20 protein-coding genes and 2 tRNA genes are annotated in these 20,871 nt (G+C 71.6%); 15 read left to right on the top strand and 7 right to left on the bottom strand.

The genetic code is table 11. From position 1 onward, the window contains the following. Positions 1-15: 15 nt before the first annotated feature. The 4 genes from yidC to rpmH all read right to left on the bottom strand — a co-directional run bounded on the left by yidC (position 16) and on the right by rpmH (position 1,888). On the bottom strand, positions 16-1,044 hold the full coding sequence (yidC, locus tag G7072_RS17630) for a membrane protein insertase YidC (protein ID WP_240917029.1): 1,029 nt from the start codon (positions 1,042-1,044) through the stop codon (positions 16-18). Next, complete coding sequence (gene yidD / locus G7072_RS17625) at positions 1,037-1,291, bottom strand: membrane protein insertion efficiency factor YidD (protein WP_166088692.1); 255 nt, start codon at positions 1,289-1,291, stop codon at positions 1,037-1,039. The genes yidC and yidD overlap by 8 nt, the downstream gene beginning before the upstream one ends. Continuing rightward, entirely contained in the window at positions 1,288-1,650 is a 363-nt protein-coding gene (rnpA, locus tag G7072_RS17620) for a ribonuclease P protein component (protein ID WP_166088690.1), read from the bottom strand. The genes yidD and rnpA overlap by 4 nt, the downstream gene beginning before the upstream one ends. Positions 1,651-1,750: 100 nt before the next feature. Further along, positions 1,751-1,888 carry a 50S ribosomal protein L34 gene (gene rpmH / locus G7072_RS17615; protein WP_166088688.1) on the bottom strand — a complete coding sequence of 46 codons (138 nt, stop codon included), beginning with the start codon at positions 1,886-1,888 and terminating at the stop codon, positions 1,751-1,753. Positions 1,889-2,567: 679 nt separating this feature from the next. On the opposite strand from rpmH, the gene dnaA reads away from it, so the two are divergent. The 11 genes from dnaA (at position 2,568) to G7072_RS17565 (ending at position 14,713) form a co-directional block, all read left to right on the top strand. Further along, positions 2,568-3,974, top strand: coding sequence for a chromosomal replication initiator protein DnaA (gene dnaA / locus G7072_RS17610; protein WP_206063481.1), 1,407 nt, complete (start codon positions 2,568-2,570; stop codon positions 3,972-3,974). A 331-nt stretch (positions 3,975-4,305) separates the two neighbouring features. Continuing rightward, positions 4,306-5,454: a DNA polymerase III subunit beta gene (dnaN, locus tag G7072_RS17605; RefSeq protein ID WP_166088686.1), complete on the top strand. Its 1,149-nt coding sequence runs from the start codon at positions 4,306-4,308 to the stop codon at positions 5,452-5,454. A 6-nt stretch (positions 5,455-5,460) separates the two neighbouring features. Then, positions 5,461-6,444: a phosphogluconate dehydrogenase (NAD(+)-dependent, decarboxylating) gene (gnd, locus tag G7072_RS17600; RefSeq protein ID WP_166088664.1), complete on the top strand. Its 984-nt coding sequence runs from the start codon at positions 5,461-5,463 to the stop codon at positions 6,442-6,444. 10 nt (positions 6,445-6,454) lie between these two features. Continuing rightward, positions 6,455-7,645 carry a DNA replication/repair protein RecF gene (gene recF, locus G7072_RS17595; RefSeq protein ID WP_166088662.1) on the top strand — a complete coding sequence of 397 codons (1,191 nt, stop codon included), beginning with the start codon at positions 6,455-6,457 and terminating at the stop codon, positions 7,643-7,645. Beyond that, positions 7,638-8,309, top strand: a complete 672-nt coding sequence (locus tag G7072_RS17590) for a DciA family protein (RefSeq protein WP_166088660.1) — start codon at positions 7,638-7,640, stop codon at positions 8,307-8,309. The genes recF and G7072_RS17590 overlap by 8 nt, the downstream gene beginning before the upstream one ends. Positions 8,310-8,667: 358 nt before the next feature. Further along, a complete protein-coding gene (gyrB, locus tag G7072_RS17585; RefSeq protein WP_240917304.1) occupies positions 8,668-10,722 on the top strand; it encodes a DNA topoisomerase (ATP-hydrolyzing) subunit B in 2,055 nt (684 codons plus the stop codon). Positions 10,723-10,947: 225 nt separating this feature from the next. After that, complete coding sequence (gyrA, locus tag G7072_RS17580) at positions 10,948-13,605, top strand: DNA gyrase subunit A (protein ID WP_166088658.1); 2,658 nt, start codon at positions 10,948-10,950, stop codon at positions 13,603-13,605. After that, positions 13,605-14,240 carry a DUF3566 domain-containing protein gene (locus G7072_RS17575; protein ID WP_166088656.1) on the top strand — a complete coding sequence of 212 codons (636 nt, stop codon included), beginning with the start codon at positions 13,605-13,607 and terminating at the stop codon, positions 14,238-14,240. Before gyrA ends, G7072_RS17575 begins: the two co-directional genes overlap by 1 nt. A 130-nt stretch (positions 14,241-14,370) precedes the next feature. After that, positions 14,371-14,444 (top strand) — tRNA-Ile (locus G7072_RS17570). An 18-nt stretch (positions 14,445-14,462) separates the two neighbouring features. Continuing rightward, positions 14,463-14,591, top strand: coding sequence for a DLW-39 family protein (locus G7072_RS20125; protein WP_240917028.1), 129 nt, complete (start codon positions 14,463-14,465; stop codon positions 14,589-14,591). Between the two features lie 46 nt (positions 14,592-14,637). Continuing rightward, a tRNA-Ala gene (locus tag G7072_RS17565) sits at positions 14,638-14,713 on the top strand. Positions 14,714-14,883: 170 nt separating this feature from the next. Here G7072_RS17565 and G7072_RS17560 read toward each other — a convergent pair. Next, positions 14,884-16,593 (bottom strand): hypothetical protein, encoded by a 1,710-nt coding sequence (locus G7072_RS17560; protein WP_166088654.1) that lies wholly within the window; start codon positions 16,591-16,593, stop codon positions 14,884-14,886. A gap of 157 nt (positions 16,594-16,750) precedes the next feature. Continuing rightward, a complete protein-coding gene (locus tag G7072_RS17555) occupies positions 16,751-17,401 on the bottom strand; it encodes a response regulator transcription factor (RefSeq protein WP_240917027.1) in 651 nt (216 codons plus the stop codon). Positions 17,402-17,543: 142 nt separating this feature from the next. Here G7072_RS17555 and G7072_RS17550 point away from each other — a divergent pair, with 142 nt between their 5' ends. From G7072_RS17550 to G7072_RS17540, 3 genes are read left to right on the top strand one after another with little or no spacing between them, the layout of a single operon-like run. Continuing rightward, positions 17,544-18,155 carry a TetR/AcrR family transcriptional regulator gene (locus G7072_RS17550; RefSeq protein ID WP_166088652.1) on the top strand — a complete coding sequence of 204 codons (612 nt, stop codon included), beginning with the start codon at positions 17,544-17,546 and terminating at the stop codon, positions 18,153-18,155. 27 nt (positions 18,156-18,182) lie between these two features. Next, positions 18,183-18,971 (top strand): SURF1 family protein, encoded by a 789-nt coding sequence (locus G7072_RS17545; protein ID WP_166088650.1) that lies wholly within the window; start codon positions 18,183-18,185, stop codon positions 18,969-18,971. Further along, on the top strand, positions 18,968-19,384 hold the full coding sequence (locus G7072_RS17540; protein WP_240917026.1) for a DUF3817 domain-containing protein: 417 nt from the start codon (positions 18,968-18,970) through the stop codon (positions 19,382-19,384). The genes G7072_RS17545 and G7072_RS17540 overlap by 4 nt, the downstream gene beginning before the upstream one ends. A gap of 58 nt (positions 19,385-19,442) precedes the next feature. On the opposite strand, the gene G7072_RS17535 is transcribed toward G7072_RS17540, so the two are convergent. Beyond that, positions 19,443-20,126, bottom strand: a complete 684-nt coding sequence (locus tag G7072_RS17535) for an apolipoprotein A1/A4/E family protein (protein ID WP_166088648.1) — start codon at positions 20,124-20,126, stop codon at positions 19,443-19,445. A 222-nt stretch (positions 20,127-20,348) separates the two neighbouring features. Here G7072_RS17535 and G7072_RS17530 point away from each other — a divergent pair, with 222 nt between their 5' ends. Further along, positions 20,349-20,870: a peptidylprolyl isomerase gene (locus tag G7072_RS17530; RefSeq protein ID WP_166088646.1), complete on the top strand. Its 522-nt coding sequence runs from the start codon at positions 20,349-20,351 to the stop codon at positions 20,868-20,870. Position 20,871 lies beyond the last annotated feature (1 nt).

Raw genomic sequence — 20,871 nt, 5'->3', positions numbered from 1 at the left:
GTGGTCGGTGGGGGGTCAGTCCGGGTTCTTCTGCTCGGACGGCCCGGGTCGGCGGGGTGCAGCCTGCCGTGGAGCCCGCGGCGGTCCCTGCTTGCGCCGCTGCTCACGGGTCTGCTTCTTCGGCTGCTGCCGCGGCGGGGCGGGCGGCGCCGGCGTCTCGGTCGCGGTCAGCGTGGTGCCGGCGGCGGGCTCGTCGGGCAGGCCCTTCTTGCGCCGCTTCGCCGCGTCCCGGTCCTCCTTGGCCTTGGCGGCCGGGGTGCCGGGGACCGGGTTGTTGCGGATCACGTAGAACTGCTGGCCCATCGTCCACAGGTTCGACGTCGTCCAGTAGAGGAGGACACCGATGGGGAAGGCGATGCCGCCGACGGCGAAGACGAGGGGGAGCACGTAGAGCAGCAGCTTCTGCTGCTGGGCGTACTGGCCGGTGAGCGCGTCGGCCGGCATGTTCTTGGTCATCAGCTGGCGCTGCGTGAGGAACGTCGTCGCGGTCATCGCGACGACGAGCACGGCGGCGAGCAGCTTGACCTGGGTGGCGGCGTCACCCGAGGCGCCGAGGAACGTGTCGGCGATGCGGGCACCGAAGAGCTCGGCCGAGGAGAGCTGGTCGACCTGCTTCTGGGTGAGCACGCCCTTCTTCTCGCCGTTGGCAGCGCTGTCGATGAGGTGGAAGAGAGCCAGGAAGATCGGCATCTGCAGCAGCAGCGGGAGGCACGCGGAGAACGGGTTGGTGTTCGTGTCCTTGTAGAGCTTCATCTGCTCCTGGGCGAGACGCTCCCGGTCGTGCTTGTACTTCTTCTGCAGCTCGCGCACCCGCGGCTGGATCAGCTGCATGTTGCGGCTGGACTTGATCTGCTTGACGAACAGCGGGATCAGCGAGGCCCGGACCACCAGGGTCAGACCGACGATCGACAGCGCCCAGGAGGCGCCGGAGGCGTCACCGAAGATCGCGCCGAAGACGCTGTGGAAGCCCGAGAGGACCAGCGAGGTGATCCAGTAGAGCGGCGTCAGGATGGCGCCGAAGAACGAACCGATCGCGTCAAACACGCTGGCTCCTCGAGTCAGGGTCGGTGGTGGTGGTGCGGGGCGGGACCGGGTCGTAGCCGCCCGGGTTCCACGGGTGGCAGCGCACGATCCGGCGTCCGGCCAGCCATGAGCCTCTCAGACTGCCGTGCACGGTGACCGCCTCGAGGGCGTACGCCGAGCACGACGGGTGGAAGCGGCAGACCTGGCCGTAGAGCGGGCTGATGAGGAGGCGGTAGGCCCGGAGGAAGCCGATGAGCAGGTACCTCACGCGTCCACCTCGACGGCGGTCCGGGACCGTCCGACGCGCCGCAGCACGTGGTCGAGGTCGTTCCCCAGCCGCTCCGCGTCGGCCGCCGCAGCGGCCGGGAGCGCCCGCACCACGAGGGTGGCGCCCGGAGGCAGGGTGTCGAGCCGGTCGGCCACCAGGTGCCGGAGGCGGCGCTGGGTCCGGTTGCGCACAACCGCATTGCCCACGGCACGACTCACGACGAACCCCACGCGGGGCGGGCCGGCGTCGGGCTCCACGAGCAGGTGCCCGACGAGGGTGCCGGACCCGGCGCGCGCGCCGCGGCGTACGGTCGAGCCGAAGTCCTGGGCACCGGTCAGACGGTGCGGGCGCGCGAGCACGGGCTCAGCCGTTCCGCGCGCGGCTGCGCGCGCGCAGCCAGACGTGCGACGCGCGAGGCTCCGAGGTCACGGGGGGCACCGGGGGCACCAGGTCCCCGCCTCAGACGGAGAGGCGCTTGCGGCCCTTGCTGCGACGCGTGGACAGGATGGCGCGGCCGGCGCGGGTGCGCATGCGCAGGCGGAAGCCGTGCGTCCTGGCGCGGCGACGGTTGTTCGGCTGGTAGGTCCGCTTGCTCACGAGTATCTCCGGGTGTCGAGGAATGAGACAGTCTGGAAGGACCGGGGTGCTCGAGCACGTCGGTGACCCCGACGGGCGGGCGGCCCGTGGCGCTGTGGACATGCGGCACTCGACGATCCGGTCGTCTGCTCCACGGTACGGCGTGGGCCTGACGAGGGTCAAACCGGACCGGGAGCGGACCGGGAGCGGACCGGGAGCGGGCCGGGACGGGGCGGTCCGCCGGAGCTGTCCACGCCTCGTCGGTGCACCATCCAGCCTGTGGAGAACTCCTTGATCCCCGGGTGATTCCCTTGTTAGGTTCACCCCCTCCCCGAGACTTCCCCCTCTGGCTCGTCGACCGTCCTGCACGCCCCCGCGACACCTCTCGCTCCCCCGGTCCTGCACCGGCCGAGCGCCGCGCCGGGCCACGGCTGGAACGATCCAAGGCGCCTGGTCCTCGCCGGAGACACCAGACCCCTCCCACGCTGCACAACCTGTGGATAAGGGTGTGGACGACCACCTCACGAGGCACCCCGCCCTCGGAGCACCACGTCGTCCCGGCCGCGCCGCCCCCGGGTGCCGCGCCCCGGTTCGGCCCAGGAGAGGACGCGAAACCGACGTGACGTTCGGCGGCAACCCCCCAGGCATTCCCCCCGAGAACCCCACGGCGACCGGCGCCTCCCCCACCCCACCGGACGACCTGCTCCGGGTCTGGCGCCAGCTGGTGGAGAACCTGCCGCCGAACCAGCGCGTGTGGCTCAACGCCAGCCAGCCGCGGCACCTGCGCGACAACATCGCCACGATCGCGGTGGGGGACGAGTTCACCCGCACCCGGCTCGAGGGCCGCCTGCGCACCTGGCTCGAGGACGCGCTCGCCGACGCCTTCGGCCGCTCGATCCGCCTCCAGGTCGAGGTCGACGACAACCTCCCGGTCCCCGCGGAGCCCGCCTCCACGCTCGAGCCCGCCCCGGTCCCGGTCTCCATGTCGACGGATACCTTTCCCGACAAGTCGACAAATCGAGGTGTCGACGACGGCTACGGCATGGGGCGTCCGACCGGCAGCATCGTCGAGGCGCGGCTGAACCCGAAGTACATCTTCGAGACCTTCGTCATCGGCTCGTCCAACCGCTTCGCCCACGCCGCGGCGGTCGCCGCGGCCGAGGCCCCCGGGCGCGCCTACAACCCGCTGCTGATCTACGGCGGCTCGGGGCTGGGCAAGACCCACCTGCTCCACGCGATCGGTCACTACGTCCGCAGCCTCGTCGCCGGCGCGCGGGTGCGCTACGTGTCCAGCGAGGAGTTCACCAACGAGTTCATCAACGCGATCCGCGACGACAAGACCTCGATGTTCCACCGACGCTACCGCGACGTCGACGTCCTGCTCATCGACGACATCCAGTTCCTCGAGGGCAAGATCCAGACGCAGGAGGAGTTCTTCCACACGTTCAACACCCTCCACAACGCGAACAAGCAGATCGTCATCACCTCCGACCGTCCGCCCAAGCGCCTCGAGGCGCTCGAGGACCGGCTGCGCAACCGCTTCGAGTGGGGCCTCATCACCGACGTGCAGCCGCCGGACCTGGAGACGCGCATCGCGATCCTGCGCAAGAAGGCCGCCATCGAGCGGCTGACCGCACCGCCGGACGTGCTCGAGTTCATCGCCAGCAAGATCCAGACCAACATCCGCGAGCTCGAGGGCGCCCTCATCCGGGTCACGGCCTTCGCGAGCCTCAACGGGCAGCCGGTCGACCTCACGCTCACCGAGATCGTGCTCAAGGACCTGATCCCGCACGGCAACGAGCCCGAGATCACCGCGCCGCTGATCATCGCCCAGACCGCGTCGTACTTCGGGCTGTCGATCGACGACCTCTGCGGGCCCAGCCGCTCGCGCAACCTCGTCACCGGCCGCCAGATCGCGATGTACCTGTGCCGCGAGCTCACCGACCTGTCGCTGCCGAAGATCGGGCAGCAGTTCGGCGGCCGCGACCACACCACGGTGATGTACGCCAACAACCGGATCCGCGACGAGCTCGCCGAGCGGCGCAGCACGTTCAACACCGTCACCGAGCTGACCAACCGCATCAAGCAGCAGGCCCAGCAGGGATGAACTACACCGGTGGAAGATGTGCACCCACCTGGGGGCGGCCGTCGACGAGCGCGGGAGAGCCTGTGGAGAACATGTGGTTCGCCGGGGACGGCCGCGGCGTCGTCCCCACCCGGGCCGCTGTTCCCGGCGCGTCGTCCACAGGCCCCGTCGAACAACTTCTGGCCGCTGACCAGCACCGACATGGGTTCTCCACAGTTTCCACCGGTGCTACGACTAACCCTGTAATTCCCATGTCCTCCTCCTCGGTGAATTCCTCCAGGGCGCCCGACCTGTGGATGAACGACCTCGCCGTGGCAGGATCGGGCAACTCAACTCTTTGGAGGCAGCAGCCGTGAAGTTCCGAGTCGAACGCGACGTGCTGACCGAGGCCGTGGCGTGGGCCGCCCGCGGACTCCCGGTCCGTCCCAGCGTGCCGGTGCTCGCCGGCCTCCTCATCGAGACCACCGACACCGGTGACGGGCTGGTCCTCTCGACCTTCGACTACGAGACGTCCGCACGGGCCTCGATCCCGGCGACGGTCCAGGACGAGGGCAAGGCGCTGGTCTCCGGCCGGCTGCTGGCCGACATCTGCCGCAGCCTCCCTGCCAAGCCGGTCGACATGGCGATCGACGGCGCCAAGGTGGTGCTGACCTGCGGTTCGGCGAAGTTCACCCTCCAGACCATGCCGGTCGACGAGTACCCGGCGCTGCCCGCGATGCCGCAGTCGACGGGCTCGGTCAGCAGCGACGTCTTCGCCCAGGCCGTCGGGCAGGCCGTGACCGCGGCCGGTCGCGACGACATGCTCCCCGTGCTGACCGGTGTGCGCATCGAGATCGCCGGGAGCAACATCTCCCTGCTGGCCACCGACCGCTTCCGGCTCTCCCTGCGCGAGCTCTCCTGGGACCCCCAGCCGACCGACGTCGAGGCCCACGCCCTGGTGCCGGCCCGGGTGCTGGCCGAGACGGCCCGCGCGCTCACCTCCGGCTCGACCGTCACCATCGCCCTGTCGGGCACCGGTGCCGGCGAGGGCATCATCGGCTTCGAGGGCGAGGTCGGCGGCGGCTTCCGCCGGACCACCACGCGCCTGCTCGACGGCGAGTTCCCCCGGGTCCGCACGCTGTTCCCGGCCGAGCACGCCACCACCGCCCGTCTCAACCGCACCGAGCTGATCGAGGCCGTCAAGCGCGTCTCGCTGGTCGCCGAGCGGAACACCGCGGTCCAGCTCAAGTTCGACGACGACGGGCTGACCCTCGACGCCGGGCACGGCGACGAGGCGCTGGCGACCGAGCTGATCGACGCCCAGGTCAAGGGCGAGGGCATCGTCACCGGCTTCAACCCGCAGTTCCTGCTCGACGGCCTCACCGCCATCGAGGAGCCGGTCGTCGAGCTCGCCTTCACCCAGGCCGCCAAGCCGGCGGTCATCACCGGGGTCCCCGACCTCGACGGGGAGCGCAACACCGACTTCCAGTACCTCCTGATGCCGCGCCGGCTGCTGAGCTGAGGCCCGATGAGTGAGCAGACGAGCCGGGGCGGGAGCACGGAGGCGCTCGACCACATCGGCATGGTCGGCCTGGGCAAGATGGGCAAGAACATGCGCGACCGCATGCGGGGCGCCGGGCTGACGGTGGTCGGCTACGACCGGAACCCCGAGGTCAGCGACACCGAGTCCCTCGAGGCGCTGGTCCAGGCGCTTCCGCAGCCCCGCGTCGTGTGGATCATGGTCCCGGCCGGTGGGCCCACCGACGAGACGGTGACCGCCCTGGCCGACCTGCTCGACGAGGGCGACCTGGTCGTCGACGGCGGCAACTCCCGCTGGACCGACGACGAGCGCCACGCCGCGGAGCTCGACGCCCACGGCGTCGCCTACGTCGACTGCGGCGTCTCGGGCGGGGTCTGGGGCCTCGAGAACGGCTACGGCCTCATGGCGGGCGGTGCTCCCGAGCACATCGAGCAGCTCAGGCCCTTCTTCGACGCGCTCAAGCCCGAGGGCGAGCTGGGGTTCGTCCACGCCGGCCGTGCCGGCTCGGGCCACTTCTCGAAGATGGTCCACAACGGCATCGAGTACGCCGTCATGCAGGCCTACGCCGAGGGCTACGAGCTGCTCCAGGCCGCCGACATGGTCGACAACGTCACGGAGGTGTTCCGCTCCTGGCGCGAGGGCACCGTCATCCGGTCCTGGCTGCTCGACCTCCTCGTCCAGGCGCTCGACGAGGACACCGACCTCCAGGGCATCCAGGGCTACGCCGAGGACTCGGGCGAGGGACGCTGGACCGTCGAGGCGGCCATCGAGCACGCGGTCGCCACCCCGGCGATCGCGGCGTCGCTCTTCGCCCGCTTCGTGTCCCGGCAGGAGGACAGCCCGGCCATGAAGGCCGTGGCGGCGATGCGCAACCAGTTCGGCGGTCACGCCGTGCACGCCGGGCCGCCGGCGGGCGACGCCGGTGGTCACGCGGGCGGTCAGGGGTCGGGCGGGAGCCCGACCGGCTCCTGAGGCGTACGACGTGCACGTCGCGCACCTCACGCTGCACGCCTTCCGCTCCTACGACGCCCTCGACCTGCCCCTGACCCCGGGACCCACGGCGATCGTGGGCAGCAACGGGCAGGGCAAGACCAACATCGTCGAGGCCATCGACTACCTGGCGCGGCTCTCGTCGCACCGGGTCTCCAGCGACGCGCCCCTGGTCAAGCAGGGCGCCGAGCAGGCAGTGGTGCGGGCCGCCGTCGTCAAGGACGGCCGCCAGGCGGTGCTCGAGGTCGAGATCAACCCGGGCCGCTCCAACCGGGCCCGGATCAACCGCTCCCCGCTGCCCCGGGCCCGCGACATCGCCGGCCTGGTCCGCACCGTGCTGTTCTCGCCCGAGGACCTCGCGCTGGTCAAGGGCGACCCGTCGGACCGCCGACGCTTCCTCGACGACCTCATGGTGCTGCGGACGCCGCGGCTGCTGGGGGTCCGCGGCGACTACGACAAGGTGCTGCGCCAGCGCAACGCGCTGCTGAAGAACGCCGGGCAGGACCGCCGCCGCCCCAGCGAGTACTTCGAGAGCACGCTCGCCGTCTGGGACGACCAGCTGGTGCGGCTGGGCGCCGAGATCACCGCGGTCCGGGCCGCGATGGTTACCTCCCTGCGCCCGCTGGTCGCCCAGGCGTACGCCGAGGTCGCCAAGGACGCGGCCCGTTCCGAGGCGCTGGTGGACTACGTGCCCTCGGTCCCCCTCACCAGCGCGCCCGGCGACGACCAGGACGACCCTGCTGGCGACATGGGTGGCGACCCCGGCGGCGGCCTCGACCGGGAGGCGCTCGCCGTCTCGTTCCAGGAGGCGCTGACGGCCCGGCGGCGCGAGGAGCTGGCCCGGGGCGTGACCCTGGTCGGTCCCCACCGCGACGAGCTGGCGCTGGCCGTCGGCACCCTGCCGGTGAAGGGCTACGCCTCCCACGGGGAGTCGTGGTCCTACGCGCTCGCGCTCCGGCTGGCGTCGTACGAGCTGCTCAAGGCCGACGGCGACGACCCGGTCCTGATCCTCGACGACGTGTTCGCCGAGCTCGACGTGGCCCGGCGTGACCGGCTGGCCGAGCTGGTCTCCGACGCCGAGCAGGTGCTGGTGACCGCCGCGGTGGAGGCGGACGTGCCCGAGGTGCTGAGCGGCACCCGCCTGCAGGTCCGCGACCTGGTCACAGGAGGCGGCGATGGCTGAGCAGGAGGGGCAGCGCGGGCGGGACCGGGACGAGGCCCGCGAGGGACGTGAGGAGCCGTCGGGCGCCCCGACCGGCGCCAGTCGGGAGGCGGCCGAGAACGCCCCCGAGGAGGAGCCCCACCGCGACACCGGCCTGGACCTGGCGCGCAGCATCGCGCGGGGGCTCGCGTCGCGGCCGGGCCGACCCGGCGACGCCCGGCGCGGGCAGGGCGGGCGCTCCGGCGGCGCGGGAGGACGTCGGCGCGGACGGCGCGTGGACCCGCAGGCCTCCGGCTCCCACCCCGACGACCGCGACCCCCAGACCCTCGACTCCACCATCGGTCGCTTCATCTCCCAGCAGGGCTGGGAGCAGGACGTCCGCGTGCACGGGGTGTTCTCGCGGTGGGGCGCCATCGTCGGTGACCAGGTCGCCCAGCACGCCCAGCCGGTCTCCTTCCGCAAGGACGACGCCACCGACGGCGGCCGCCTCGTGGTGCAGACGGACTCGACGGCCTGGGCGACCCAGATGCGGCTGCTGGCGCCCACGGTGCTCAAGCGGCTCAACGGCGAGCTGGGGGAGGGCACGGTCACCTTCATCGAGGTGCGCGGGCCGTCCGCGCCGACCTGGAGCCACGGCCGGCGGTCGGTGCGGGGCGGGCGCGGGCCGCGCGACACCTACGGCTGATCGGCCCGAGCGCCAGGAGCCGCAGGCGCCGGACAGGGCCCCGGAACGCCCGCTGGCCGGTATGGGGACTCACGACGCCCCCTGTCAAGGGCCCTGGACGGCCCTGTGAGGCCCACAACCGGGCAATTTCAGGGCGTCGTCCCCAGATTGGGCATGCCCGACCTCCGATTCCGGGCCTCTGAGAGGTAAGGTGGGACGACGAGGTCGTTCCCCCGTCAGCCACTGAGAGGGACGACCTTCGCTGTGCCTCCACTCCTTTGAGCAGTCAGGACGGTTCGTGCCCGACGACACTCCGACCACGCCCGCCTCAACCCCGTCAGACGACATCAGCCCCGAAGCCGCGGCCGCCCTCCAGGCCATCCCCGCCGCCTCGGCCGCTGCGCTCCCGTCGTACGACGCCTCCGCCATCCAGGTCCTCGAGGGCCTCGAGGCGGTCCGCAAGCGACCCGGCATGTACATCGGCTCGACCGGTGAGCGCGGCCTGCACCACCTGGTGTGGGAGGTCGTCGACAACTCCGTCGACGAGGCGCTGGCCGGTCACTGCGACCGCATCGTCGTGACGCTGCTCGAGGACGGCGGCGTCGAGGTCGTCGACAACGGCCGCGGCATCCCGGTCGACATCCACCCGGTCGAGGGCATCCCCGCGGTCACGGTCGTGCTGACCGTCCTGCACGCGGGCGGCAAGTTCGGCGGCGGCGGCTACAAGGTGTCCGGCGGCCTGCACGGCGTCGGCGTCTCGGTCGTCAACGCGCTCAGCCGTCGCGTCGAGGTCGACATCAAGCGCGACGGCTTCCGCTGGACCCAGGGCTTCGCCTTCGGCGTCCCCGACGGCGAGCTGCTCAAGCACGAGGCGACCGACGAGACCGGCACCACGACGCGGTTCTGGCCGAGCGAGGAGGTCTTCGAGACCACCGACTTCAGCTTCGAGACCATCACCAACCGCTTCCGCGAGATGGCGTTCCTCAACAAGGGTCTCGAGATCGTCGTGCGCGACCACCGCCGGCAGGCCGACGAGATCGCCGACGCGGTCGAGGACGGGACGGTCGACAACACCGTCGACCAGGCCGACGCCTCCGACGCGCAGCGCGGGTCCACCGGCGGGCTGGAGCGGACCTTCAAGTTCGAGCGGGGCCTCGTCGACTACGTCGAGCACCTCAACAAGCGACGCGACCCGGCCCACCCCAGCATCATCAGCTTCGAGGCCGAGACGGCCCTGGAGTCCGACGCCGGCCTGAGCCTCGAGGTCGCGATGCAGTGGAACACCGGCTACACCGAGTCGGTCCACACCTTCGCCAACACGATCAACACCCACGAGGGCGGCACCCACGAGGAGGGCTTCCGCTCCGCCCTGACGTCGCTGATGAACAACTGGGGCGAGGAGTGGGGCCTGATCAAGAAGCGCGAGGACCGGGTCTCCGGCGACGACGTGCGCGAGGGCCTGACCGCGATCGTGTCGGTCAAGCTCGGCGAGCCCCAGTTCGAGGGGCAGACCAAGACCAAGCTCGGCAACACCGAGGTCAAGGGCTTCGTCCAGCGCGTGGCCAACGACCAGCTCGGCCACTGGCTCGAGGCCAACCCCGCCGAGGGCAAGGACATCGTCCGCAAGGCCATGTCCGCGGCCCAGGCCCGCATCGCGGCCCGCAAGGCCCGCGAGCTGGCCCGCTCGCGCAAGGGCCTGCTCGGCGGCGGCGGCCTGCCCGGCAAGCTCGCCGACTGCCAGTCGACCAACCCCGCCGAGTGCGAGATCTTCGTCGTCGAGGGTGACTCGGCCGGCGGCTCGGCCAAGGGTGGGCGCGACCCGCGCATCCAGGCGATCCTCCCGATCCGCGGCAAGATCCTCAACGTCGAGAAGGCCCGCATCGACAAGGTGCTGGCCAACAACGAGGTCCAGGCGATCATCTCCGCTCTCGGCACCGGCATCCACGAAGAGTTCGACATCGAGAAGGTCCGCTACCACAAGATCGTGATGATGGCCGACGCCGACGTTGACGGTCACCACATCCGGACCCTGCTGCTCACGCTGCTGTTCCGCTTCATGAAGCCGCTCATCGAGCACGGCTACGTCTACCTCGCGCAGCCCCCGCTCTACCGGCTGCGCTGGAACAAGCCGCACGAGCACGAGTTCGTCTACTCCGACGCCGAGCGCGACGCCGTGATGCGCGTCGGCCTCGCCGCCGGCAAGAAGCTGCCCAAGGAGAACCCGGTCCAGCGCTACAAGGGCCTCGGCGAGATGAACCCCGACGAGCTCTGGGACACCACCCTCGACCCCGACAACCGCCTGCTCCTGCAGGTCCAGCTCGAGGACGCCGCCCAGGCCGACGAGATGTTCTCCGTCCTCATGGGCGAGGACGTCGAGCAGCGGCGCTCGTTCATCCAGCGCAACGCCAAGGACGTGCGGTTCCTTGACATCTGATCCCACCGGGCGATGCGGGGTGGGGTGGTCCGGCGGGCCGCCGGCTGCCTGGCCAGACGCGCTGTCGCCGTGTCGTCCGGGGCTTCCGCTCGGGTCGCCCTCGGCGACGAGACGCCACGCCTCTTTGATGCGCGCCCGGCCACGCAGCCGCGCGCCCCACCGGACCACCCCGGTCCCGTTCCCGACCTGGGCGCAGGACGCGCTCGCTGCCACGAGGAGTGACCGATGACTGAGATCCCGCCGATGGAGCCGCTGGGCGGGCGGATCGAGCCCGTCGAGCTGCAGGTCGAGATGCAGCGCTCGTACATCGACTACGCCATGACCGTGATCGTCGGGCGCGCGCTGCCCGACGTCCGGGACGGCCTGAAGCCGGTGCACCGACGCGTGCTCTACGCGATGTACGACGGCGGCTACCGGCCCGACCGGGGCTTCTCGAAGTGTGCGCGCGTGGTCGGCGAGGTCATGGGTCAGTACCACCCCCACGGCGACTCGGCGATCTACGACACCTTGGTGCGTCTCGCGCAGCCGTGGGTGATGCGGGCCCCGCTGGTCTCCAGCCAGGGCAACTTCGGCTCGCCGGGCAACGACCCCGCGGCGGCCATGCGCTACACCGAGTGCAAGATGGCGCCGCTGGCCATGGAGATGGTGCGCGACATCGACGAGGACACCGTCGACTTCACCCCGAACTACGACGGTCGCTCGCAGGAGCCGGCGATCCTGCCGGCCCGCTACCCGAACCTGCTGGTCAACGGCAGCGCTGGCATCGCGGTGGGCATGGCGACGAACATCCCGCCGCACAACCTGCGCGAGGTGGCCGACGGCGTGCAGTGGGCCCTGGCGCACCCCGAGGCGACGCGCGAGGAGCTCCTCGAGGCGCTGCTCGAGCGGGTCAAGGGACCGGACTTCCCGACCAAGGCGCTGATCGTGGGTCGCCACGGCATCGACCAGGCCTACCGGACCGGCCGCGGGTCGGTGCAGATGCGCGCCGTGGTCGACGTCGACGAGGACGCCCGGGGGCGCACCCAGCTGGTCATCACCGAGCTGCCCTACCAGGTGAACCCCGACAACCTGGCGATGAAGATCGCCGAGCTCGCCGACTCCGGCAAGATCCAGGGGATCGCGGACGTCAAGGACAACACCTCGCACCGCACCGGCCAGCAGCTGATCGTCGTGCTCAAGCGCGACGCGGTGGCCCGCGTGGTGCTCAACAACCTCTTCAAGCACACCGAGCTGCAGACCAACTTCGCCTGCAACATGCTGGCGCTGGTCGACGGCGTGCCGCGCACCCTGACGCTGGACCAGTTCGTCAGCCACTGGATCACCCACCAGATCGAGGTCATCCAGCGTCGGACGCGCTACCGCCTGCGCAAGCGCGAGGAGGAGGCCCACATCTTCCGGGGCCTGGTGAAGGCCCTCGACGCGCTGGACGACGTGATCGACCTGATCCGGCGCAGCCCCGACGTCGACGAGGCCCGCCAGGGCCTGATGGCGCTGCTCGACATCGACGAGGTGCAGGCGACCGCGATCCTCGACATGCAGCTGCGTCGCCTGGCGGCGCTGGAGCGGCAGAAGATCGTGGACCGCCTCGAGGAGCTCGAGACGATCATCGCCGACCTGCGTGACATCCTCGAGAGCCCCGAGCGGCAGCGCCAGATCGTCTCCGACGAGCTGAGCGCCATCGTCGACAAGTTCGGCGACGACCGACGCTCGCAGATCATCGCCGCGGACGGGGACCTCTCGATGGAGGACCTGATCCCCGACGAGGAGCTGGTCGTCACGATCACCCGCGGCGGCTACGCCAAGCGCACCCGCGCCGACCTCTACCGGACGCAGAAGCGCGGCGGCAAGGGCGTGCGCGGCGCCACGTTGCGCGGTGACGACGTCGTCGAGCACTTCATGGCGACGAGCAACCACCACTGGCTGCTGTTCTTCACCACCGCCGGCCGCGTCTACCGGACCAAGGCCTACAACCTCCCGGAGGCCTCGCGCGACGCCAAGGGTGGTCACGTGGCCGGGCTGCTGAGCTTCCAGCCGGACGAGAGCATCGCCCAGGTGCTCGCGATCCGCGACTACGAGCAGGCGCCGTACCTCGTGCTGGCCACGCGCACCGGTCTGGTCAAGAAGACCCGGCTGGGCGACTACAACTCGCCCCGGCAGGCCGGCGTCATCGCGATCAACTTCCGCGAGGACGACGACGAGCTGATCGGCGCCGAGCTGTGCGGTCCCGACGACGACATCCTGCTGATCTCGCGCAAGGGCCAGGCCATCCGGTTCCGGGCCGACGACAGCCAGCTGCGGCCGATGGGACGGGCCACCTCGGGCGTGAAGGGCATGGACTTCCGCGGCGAGGACAGCCTGCTGTCGATGTCGGTGATCCGCCCGCACGCGGAGGACGACGACACGCTCCCGCAGTTCGTCTTCACCATCACCGACGGCGGCTTCGCCAAGCGCAGCCGCATCGAGGAGTACCGCCTGCAGTCGCGTGGCGGCCTGGGCATCAAGACGATGAAGCAGGACGACGACCGCGGCAACCTGGTCGGCGGCTTCATCGTCGTCGACGGCGACGAGGTGCTGGCCATCAAGCAGTCCGGCCAGGTCACGCGCAGCGCGATCGACGACTCGTTGCGGGCCACCAGCCGGGACACCAAGGGCGTGAAGTTCGTGGGCGTCAAGGAGGGCGATGCCGTCGCGGTGGTCGCTCGCAGCGTGGAGTCCACGATGGAGGCGACCGGCGGGACCGACCCGGTGACCGAGCCGGTCACGGAGGCGATCACCCCCGCCACCGGGGACACCGAGGACGCCGGTGACCCCGGTGATGCCACAATCGACGGTGGAGCCACCGATGACGGCCCGCAGGACGGGCCGGAGACAGAGGAGTCCTGATGGCTGACCGGCGCACCGACGACAGGCCCGCCGCCCCCGACCGCAGCAGCGGTGCGGGGACGACCGGGTCGTCGAGCCCCCAGGGGCAGAGCAGCCTCAGCCGGGGCCAGGAGCGGGTCGCGGCCGCGGTCTCGAAGGCCCGTGACAGCGGTCGGGGCTCGCGCAACGACGACACGGCGGCGACATCGGCGACGTCGACAACCGGGAGCACCTCGCCCGTCACGAAGGCCGGCCGCGGCTCGGGCGCGCGCCCCGCGCCGCGCCGGGTGCGCCGAGCCCGGCTGCGGCTGACCCACATCGACCCGTGGTCGGTGATGAAGACCGCGTTCCTGCTCTCGATCGCGATCGGCATCGTCACGGTGGTCGCGGTCGGCATCGTCTGGTCGGTGCTGGGCGCGGCCGGCGTCTGGGACTCGATCAACCGCGCGGTGGCCGACGTGGCCGGCGACACCGGTGGCGACTTCGCGATCGAGGACTACCTGGGCACGAGTCGGATCATGGGCATCACCATGCTGCTGGCGGTCGTCGACGTCTTCCTCATCACCGTCGTGGCCACCCTCGGAGCCTTCCTCTACAACCTCGCCGCCGCGCTCCTGGGCGGCCTGGAGATCGTCTTCGCGGAGGAGGAGCGCTGAGTCCAGCGGTCCCGGCACCCGGCGCGCGACGGAGCGGCGTACGGCGGGCCGGGCTCGGTTTGGGAGCGGCGCCGCGGGTGCGGTAATCTTCCTCGTCGGCCAGGCGAACATGTCCTGGCCGCCTGTGTGCGGGCCTATAGCTCAGACGGTTAGAGCGCTTCCCTGATAAGGAAGAGGTCACAGGTTCAAGTCCTGTTAGGCCCACTCGAGGAAAGGACCCCCATGAAGAAGATCGTTCTTCTCGCCGCGGCCGTCGTCGGCGGCGTGGTGGCCCTCACCAAGGCCAAGGAGACCCAGCACGAGCAGGCGCTCTGGGCCGAGGCCACCGACAGCGTCAAGCGGAGCAGCTGACGCTCTCCGGGTGACCGGCTGGTCGGTCCGGCTGGGTCACCGTCCCGGGGCCATGGCGCAATTGGTAGCGCACCTGCTTTGCAAGCAGGGGGTTAGGGGTTCGAGTCCCCTTGGCTCCACCAACACCAACACCCCACCCGCGAAGCGCACTCGTGTCCATGCGAAGCGTCGCTCGTGTGCGTGCGAGACGTCGCTCATGTACGCACGACTCGTTGGTCGCGGCCCGGGGGCGGCCGGCGGGGTGACCCGCCGACCGCCGTTCGACGGCCTGCGTCCGGTGGGACCGGGTGGATCAGCCGACGGGGACCGGACGCCCGTCGACGGTGAAGGCGCCACCGTCGTTGTAGAGGTTCGGACGCCGCTCGGCCTGGTTGCGCCGGACCGTGACGTCGCGGACCGTGAGAACGCCGGTGCTGGAGTTCCACAGGCCTCCGCCCTGGAAGGCTGCGACGTTGCCCTGCACGAGCCCGCCGACGTACTCCACGACCGCCGCGCCGGTGACGTGCAGCCCGCCGCCGTTGCCGGGGTTCGCGCCCGTCGTGTTGCGCAGCAGCCGCACGTTGCGCAGCTCGACCTGGCCGGCGTTGGTCTCGATGCCGCCGCCCGCGCGGGTCGCGGAGTTGTCGACCACCCGAGAGCCGGTGACCGACAGCGTGCCCTGGTTGTCCAGGATGCCGCCGCCCGAGCCGGACGTGCCCGGCGCCTGGTTGCGGAGGACGGCGGTGCCGCCGCTGACGCTCAGGTCGCCGCCGTCGTTGTAGAGCCCGCCGCCGCCGCTGTCGGAGGCGTCACCGTTCGCCACGTTGTCGGACACCGTGGTGCCGCTGACCCGCATGGTGCCGTCGGCGCTGTTCCACAGCCCGCCGCCCTCGTTGGCGGCGCGGTTCTCGCTGACCAGGCTGTCGGTCACGCTGACGTCGCCGGCACCGGTGAGGTGCAGTCCGCCGCCGTTGCCGGGGGCTGCCCCGGTGGTGTTGCCGACCATGCTCACCCTGGTCAGGGCCGTGGTGCCGCCGACCGCCTCGATCGCACCGCCGGCACGCCGGGCCCGGTTGTCGATCAGCTCGGAGCTGCGCACGCGTGCCTCGCCGAGGTTCAGCAGTCCGCCGCCGGAGCCGGCGGCGCCGGTGGCCTCGTTGTCCTCGACGAGGCTGCCGCGCACGACGAGCACGCCACCGTCGTTGAAGAGCGCCCCGCCGCCGTTGTCGGCGGCCGCTCCGCGCGCGGTGTTCTCGGTCAGGTAGGTGTCGACGACCCGCATCGTCCCGGTGCTGCTGTTCCACAGACCACCGCCCTCCGAGCCGGCCGTGTTGCCGATGACGACCGTGTCGACGACGTCGACGGTCCCGGCGCCGGTCAGGTGGACGCCGCCGCCGTTGCCCGGCATGGTCCCGGTCGTGTTGCCGGTCATGCGGGAGCCCTCGACGCGGGTGGTGCCGGCCAGCGCCTCGATGGCGCCGCCCGCGCGGTCGGCGGTGTTCGCGCGGAACCGGGAGAACACGGCCGTCAGGCTTCCTCCGTCGTTGAAGATGGCGCCACCGCTGGCGCCGGTGCCCCGCGCGGCGTTGTCGACGAACAGGGTGTCGAGGACCTCCAGGGTGCCGGCGCTGCGGACGGCGCCGCCGCTGGAGCCGGTGGCGGGCAGCCCGTTGCGCAGCACCAGGTCCTCGAGCGACAGCGAGACACCGGCCGGGACGTCGAAGACGCGGTCCGTGCCGGCGGCGTCGATGGTCTCGTTGCTGCCCACCACGCGCAGGTCGTCGGTCAGGTCGAGGTCGCCCGCGGCCGGCCCGTCCGCCTCTCCCGTGGGCGGCGTTCCGAGGGTGACGGACCCGGTCAGGCGGATGACGTCGAGGCCGGGGCTGGCGTTCGCCGCGGCCACTGCGTCCCTCAGCTCCGCTTCGCTGTCGACCTCGTACGTCGCGGCGCTCGCCGGGGCAGCGGTCACCGAGAGGACGCCGACGGCGAGTCCCGCCACCGACCCTCCCGCCACTGCTCGCATGGATCTGGTTCTCATCGCAACCTCCGTCAGCTTCGGCACCGACGGGATCCGGGTCGAGGCGACCCAGGCGACGATGCACGTTGTCAGGACGGGTTCGCGGTCCGGCGACGTCCGGATGTGTCCCGCACCACGTGCGGCCCGGATTCTCAGCCTGCTCTCAGGCGCTGGAGGCGGTGGGGGCGGTGACGCGCGTGCGGTCGGGGGCGAAGCCGTGCTCCAGGCCCCACAGCACCGCGGTGGTCCGGCTCGTCACGCCCATCTTGCGGTAGCTGCTGCGGATGTAGGTCTTCACCGAGTTGATCGACAGCGACGCCCGGAGGGCGATCTCGGCGTTGCTCAGGCCCTGGGTGATCAGCGCGACCACCTCGGCCTCCCGGGCGGTCAGGCCCTCCGACCGGCCCGGCCAGTCGCCGGTGAGCACCGGGACGTCCGCCGGGTCGGCGACCACCAGCCGCTCGCCCGCGTGCACAGCACGCAGCGCGGCGACCAGCTCGTCGGCCGACAGGGTCTTCGACAGGTACGCCGCGACCTCGCCGTGGAGGCTGCCGTCGAGGAAGCGGGTCTCGATGTTCCAGGTGTAGACCACGACCCGGCCCACCAGCGGGTCGGCCAGCAGGTCGGCGACGCCGGGCCCGTCCTCGGGACGCTGGGCAAAAGTGTCGAAGAGCGCGATGTCGACGGGCTGGTTGACCGGCACGGAGGTGTTGAGCTCCACGACGCTCACCTCGTCGGCGAAGGGAGCGAGCATGTCGGCCAGGCCCCGGACCACGACCTCGTAGTCGTTGACGATGGCGAGTCGCAGCGGCACCCGCCCATCGTAGGGCGGTCGGGCCTGCGCGGGGCGGCGCTTTTGTCCTTCGGGGACGCTCGGGGGATGATGGGGGTGGAGGGCGAGAGGGGGCCACAAGCGGCTTTCGTCCTCTGGCTTCTCCCAGGGAGGGACACCCACTGTGAACACTGCATCGACCGACACCCCCAGGATCTGGGGCGGGACCACGCTGGCGACCCGTCAGAAAGCGCGTCGCGAGAAGCTGGTGGAGGTCGGGCTCGACCTGCTCGGCACCCCCGGCGCCACGCTCTCGGTGCGGGCGGCGTGCCGCTCGGCCCAGCTGACCGAGCGCTACTTCTACGAGAGCTTCCCCGACCGCGACGCGCTGGTGCTCGCGGTCTACGAGGAGCTGGCCGACGAGGTCCGCCAGGTCCTCGACGAGGCCGCCTCCGAGGGCGACCCGGCCGAGGTGGCGCGGCGCAGCATCGAGGCGCTGGTGACCCTCATGGTCGACGACCGCCGCAAGGGTCGGGTGCTGCTCGTCGCACCGCTGACCGAGGCGGTCCTCGCGCAGCCGTCGCAGGCGCTGCTGCCCGCGCTCGGGGAGCTGATCCGCAGCAAGCTGCCCCGCTCCACGCCCGCCGAGCAGCGCACCCTCATCTCCGTGGGCCTGCTGGGCTCGCTCACCGCGCTCTTCTACGCCTACCTCGAGGGCGGCATGCAGGTCACCCGCGAGCAGCTCGTGGACCACTGCATCGCGGTCCTGAACCACGCCGGGCACCTCGCGGGCTGATCGACGCTGACCACCGCTCCCTCGACCGTGAACGCCGGGTGGCGGGAGTGGCTGACCGCGCGCATGCTGGTGCTGCACACCGGCCTCGTGCTCGCCGTGCTCGCGACGACCTGGCTCGGGTTCTGGCAGGTCGGGGCCTGGCAGGGCCACCGGGAGGACCGGGTCGAGGCCCTGGCCGACGCCGAGCCGGTGCCGCTCGCCTCGGTCATCGGCCCGGACGACGCGTTCCCGACCGACGACGCAGGTCGTCCCGTGACCCTCAGCGGGCGCTGGCTGCCCGAGGACACCGTCGAGGTGACGGGACGGCTGCAGCACGGGGACCTCGGCCGCTGGGTCGTCGTACCCTTCGCGGTGTGCGAGGCCGAGCCGTGCGCCGCTGACGCGAGCGTCGTCCCGGTGGTGCTGGGCTGGTCCGAGGACCCCGCCCCCGACCTCTCCCCGCCCACGGGTACGGCGAGCCTGGTCGCCCGCCTGCAACCGGCGGAACAGGACGACTCGACCGACACCGACCCCGACGACGCCGTGCTGCCCTCCCTGCGGATCCCGGACTTCGTGCCCCGGCTCGAGCAGGACCTCTACAGCGCCTTCGTCATCCTCGACGAGCCGGCCGCCGTGCGCGGCAGCCTGGAGCCGGTCACGCCGTCCGCGCTGCCGAGCCCGCCGGCCTCGACCGGCCTGCGCAACCTGCTCTACGGCGTGCAGTGGTGGATCTTCGGCTGCTTCGCGGTGGTGGTGTGGTGGCGGTGGAGCCGCGACGAGCTGGCCACCGCCCGCGCCCAGACCGGCGAGGAGCCTCGGATAGCGTCGGAGGTGTGAGCGCCTCCGCACCGACCCCTCCCGACCCGACCGACGAGGCCCCCCGCGGCCTGCTGACGGCCTACCGCACCATGGCCGGGATCGTGGGAGTCCTGCTGGTGGTCCTCTGCCTCGTCGGACTGCCGCTGAACGAGGCGCACCTGCTCGACCCGTCGTGGTTCCCGGTCGGCAGCGAGCCCCAGCAGGTGGGCGACGCGATCTCCACCTACCTGGGGGTGGCCCACGGCTGGCTCTACATGATCTTCGTGCTCGTCGCCTTCGTCCTGTCGCGCCGCGAGCGGTGGGGGCTCGGCTTCACGCTGGGCACGCTGCTGGCCGGCACCGTGCCGATCCTGTCGTTCTGGGCCGAGCGTCGGGCCACCCGCGCCGTCCACGCGGCCCACCCGGAGCTCCGGGACCCGGTCCGGACGTGAACGACGCCCCGACCCTCCGCACGGAAGGGTCGGGGCGTCGCCGGTCGACCAGGGGGTGTCAGTCCTTCTTGTCCTCGAGGTCCACGACCTCCACGGGCTCGTCGGGCGTGGTGGGGGTGTGCGCGGTCTCGGCGGCATCGGCCGCGGCCTCGTCGGGGCTGCCCCCGGCGTTGTCGGCGGCCGAGGGCCCGCCCGAGGCGGCGCCGGACGTCGCGGCCGACGCGGCGGAGCCCGCTGCGGTCGGCGGCGCGGGGCGCGGGGCCGACGAGGGCTGCTGCCAGACCGGCTCCTTCTGGGCGGCGCGCTTGCTGGCCACGAACGCGGCCAGGAAGCCGAGGCCGAGCAGGGCCACGATGGTCTTGAACTTGCCGGGCGCGCGTCCGTTGGAGGAGGCCTGCTTGACGAAGTCCGGGGTGCGGTCGTCGGGCAGCGCGTCGTCCAGCTTCGTCGCCACGGTCTCGGTCAGGTCGGCGAGCTTGTCCTTGGCCTCCGCCACGGCGGGCGCGACGAAGCCACGGGCCTCCGACACGGCCGGACCGACGCGGTCGCGGGCGTCCGAGAGGGCGGGACCGACCCGGTCACGCGCGTCGGCGAGCGTCGGTGCGACGCGGTCGCGGGCGTCGAGCAGGGTGGGACCGACGCGGTCGCGGGCGTCCGCGACGGCGGGACCCACGCGGTCACGGGCGTCGGCGGCCTGCACCTTCAGCCCCGCGGCGGCGGCCTGTGCCTGGTGCCTGGCCACATCGACCTTCGATGAAGACTTCCTCAAACCCATCAGTGGCTCTCCTAAGTGTGTGGTGCCCGAGGGCGTCCGGGCGCGATGCCGGGACCCGTCCCATCCTTGCCCGAGGCACCGACCGAGGAAACCCTTTTGGGGAGGACGTGACAAGATCGGGGGGACCCCGTGCGGCAGCGCCGGACGACGTGCGCAGCCTGCCCCCCGCTCCACGAAAGGCGTGCCCCCGTGGCCGACACCTACGCGACCTTCAAGACCAACCGCGGCGACATCACCCTCAAGCTCTTCCCCGACCACGCCCCGACCACGGTCGGCAACTTCGTGGGCCTCGCGACCGGTGAGAAGGAGTTCACCGACGCCACCTCGGGCGAGAAGAAGACCGGTCGCTTCTACGACGGCCTCACCTTCCACCGGGTGATCGACGGCTTCATGATCCAGGGCGGCTGCCCGCGCGGCGACGGTCGCGGCGGTCCGGGCTACACCTTCAAGGACGAGTTCCACCCCGAGCTGCAGTTCGACCGCCCCTACCTGCTGGCCATGGCCAACGCCGGCCCGGGCACCAACGGCTCGCAGTTCTTCATCACGGTCGGCCGCACGCCCCACCTGAACATGAAGCACACGATCTTCGGCGAGGTGGCCGACCAGGCCTCCCGCGACGTCGTCGACGCGATCGCCACGACCGAGACCGGCTCGATGGACCGTCCCGTCGACGCGGTGGTCGTGGAGTCGGTGGAGGTCGAGGAGCGCTGAG

Source organism: Nocardioides sp. HDW12B, assembly GCF_011299595.1.
GTDB lineage: Bacteria > Actinomycetota > Actinomycetes > Propionibacteriales > Nocardioidaceae > Marmoricola_A.
Note: the sequence above shows the minus strand (reverse complement) of the source record. Positions and strands in the feature narration are given on the sequence as shown.

Coding starts and splice junctions, on each gene's coding strand:
- gnd (WP_166088664.1), top strand. CDS start 5,461: ATGAGTGAGCAGACGAGCCGGGGCGGGAGCACGGAGGCGCTCGACCAC.
- G7072_RS17590 (WP_166088660.1), top strand. CDS start 7,638: ATGGCTGAGCAGGAGGGGCAGCGCGGGCGGGACCGGGACGAGGCCCGC.
- gyrA (WP_166088658.1), top strand. CDS start 10,948: ATGACTGAGATCCCGCCGATGGAGCCGCTGGGCGGGCGGATCGAGCCC.
- G7072_RS17575 (WP_166088656.1), top strand. CDS start 13,605: ATGGCTGACCGGCGCACCGACGACAGGCCCGCCGCCCCCGACCGCAGC.
- G7072_RS20125 (WP_240917028.1), top strand. CDS start 14,463: ATGAAGAAGATCGTTCTTCTCGCCGCGGCCGTCGTCGGCGGCGTGGTG.
- G7072_RS17560 (WP_166088654.1), bottom strand. CDS start 16,593: ATGCGAGCAGTGGCGGGAGGGTCGGTGGCGGGACTCGCCGTCGGCGTC.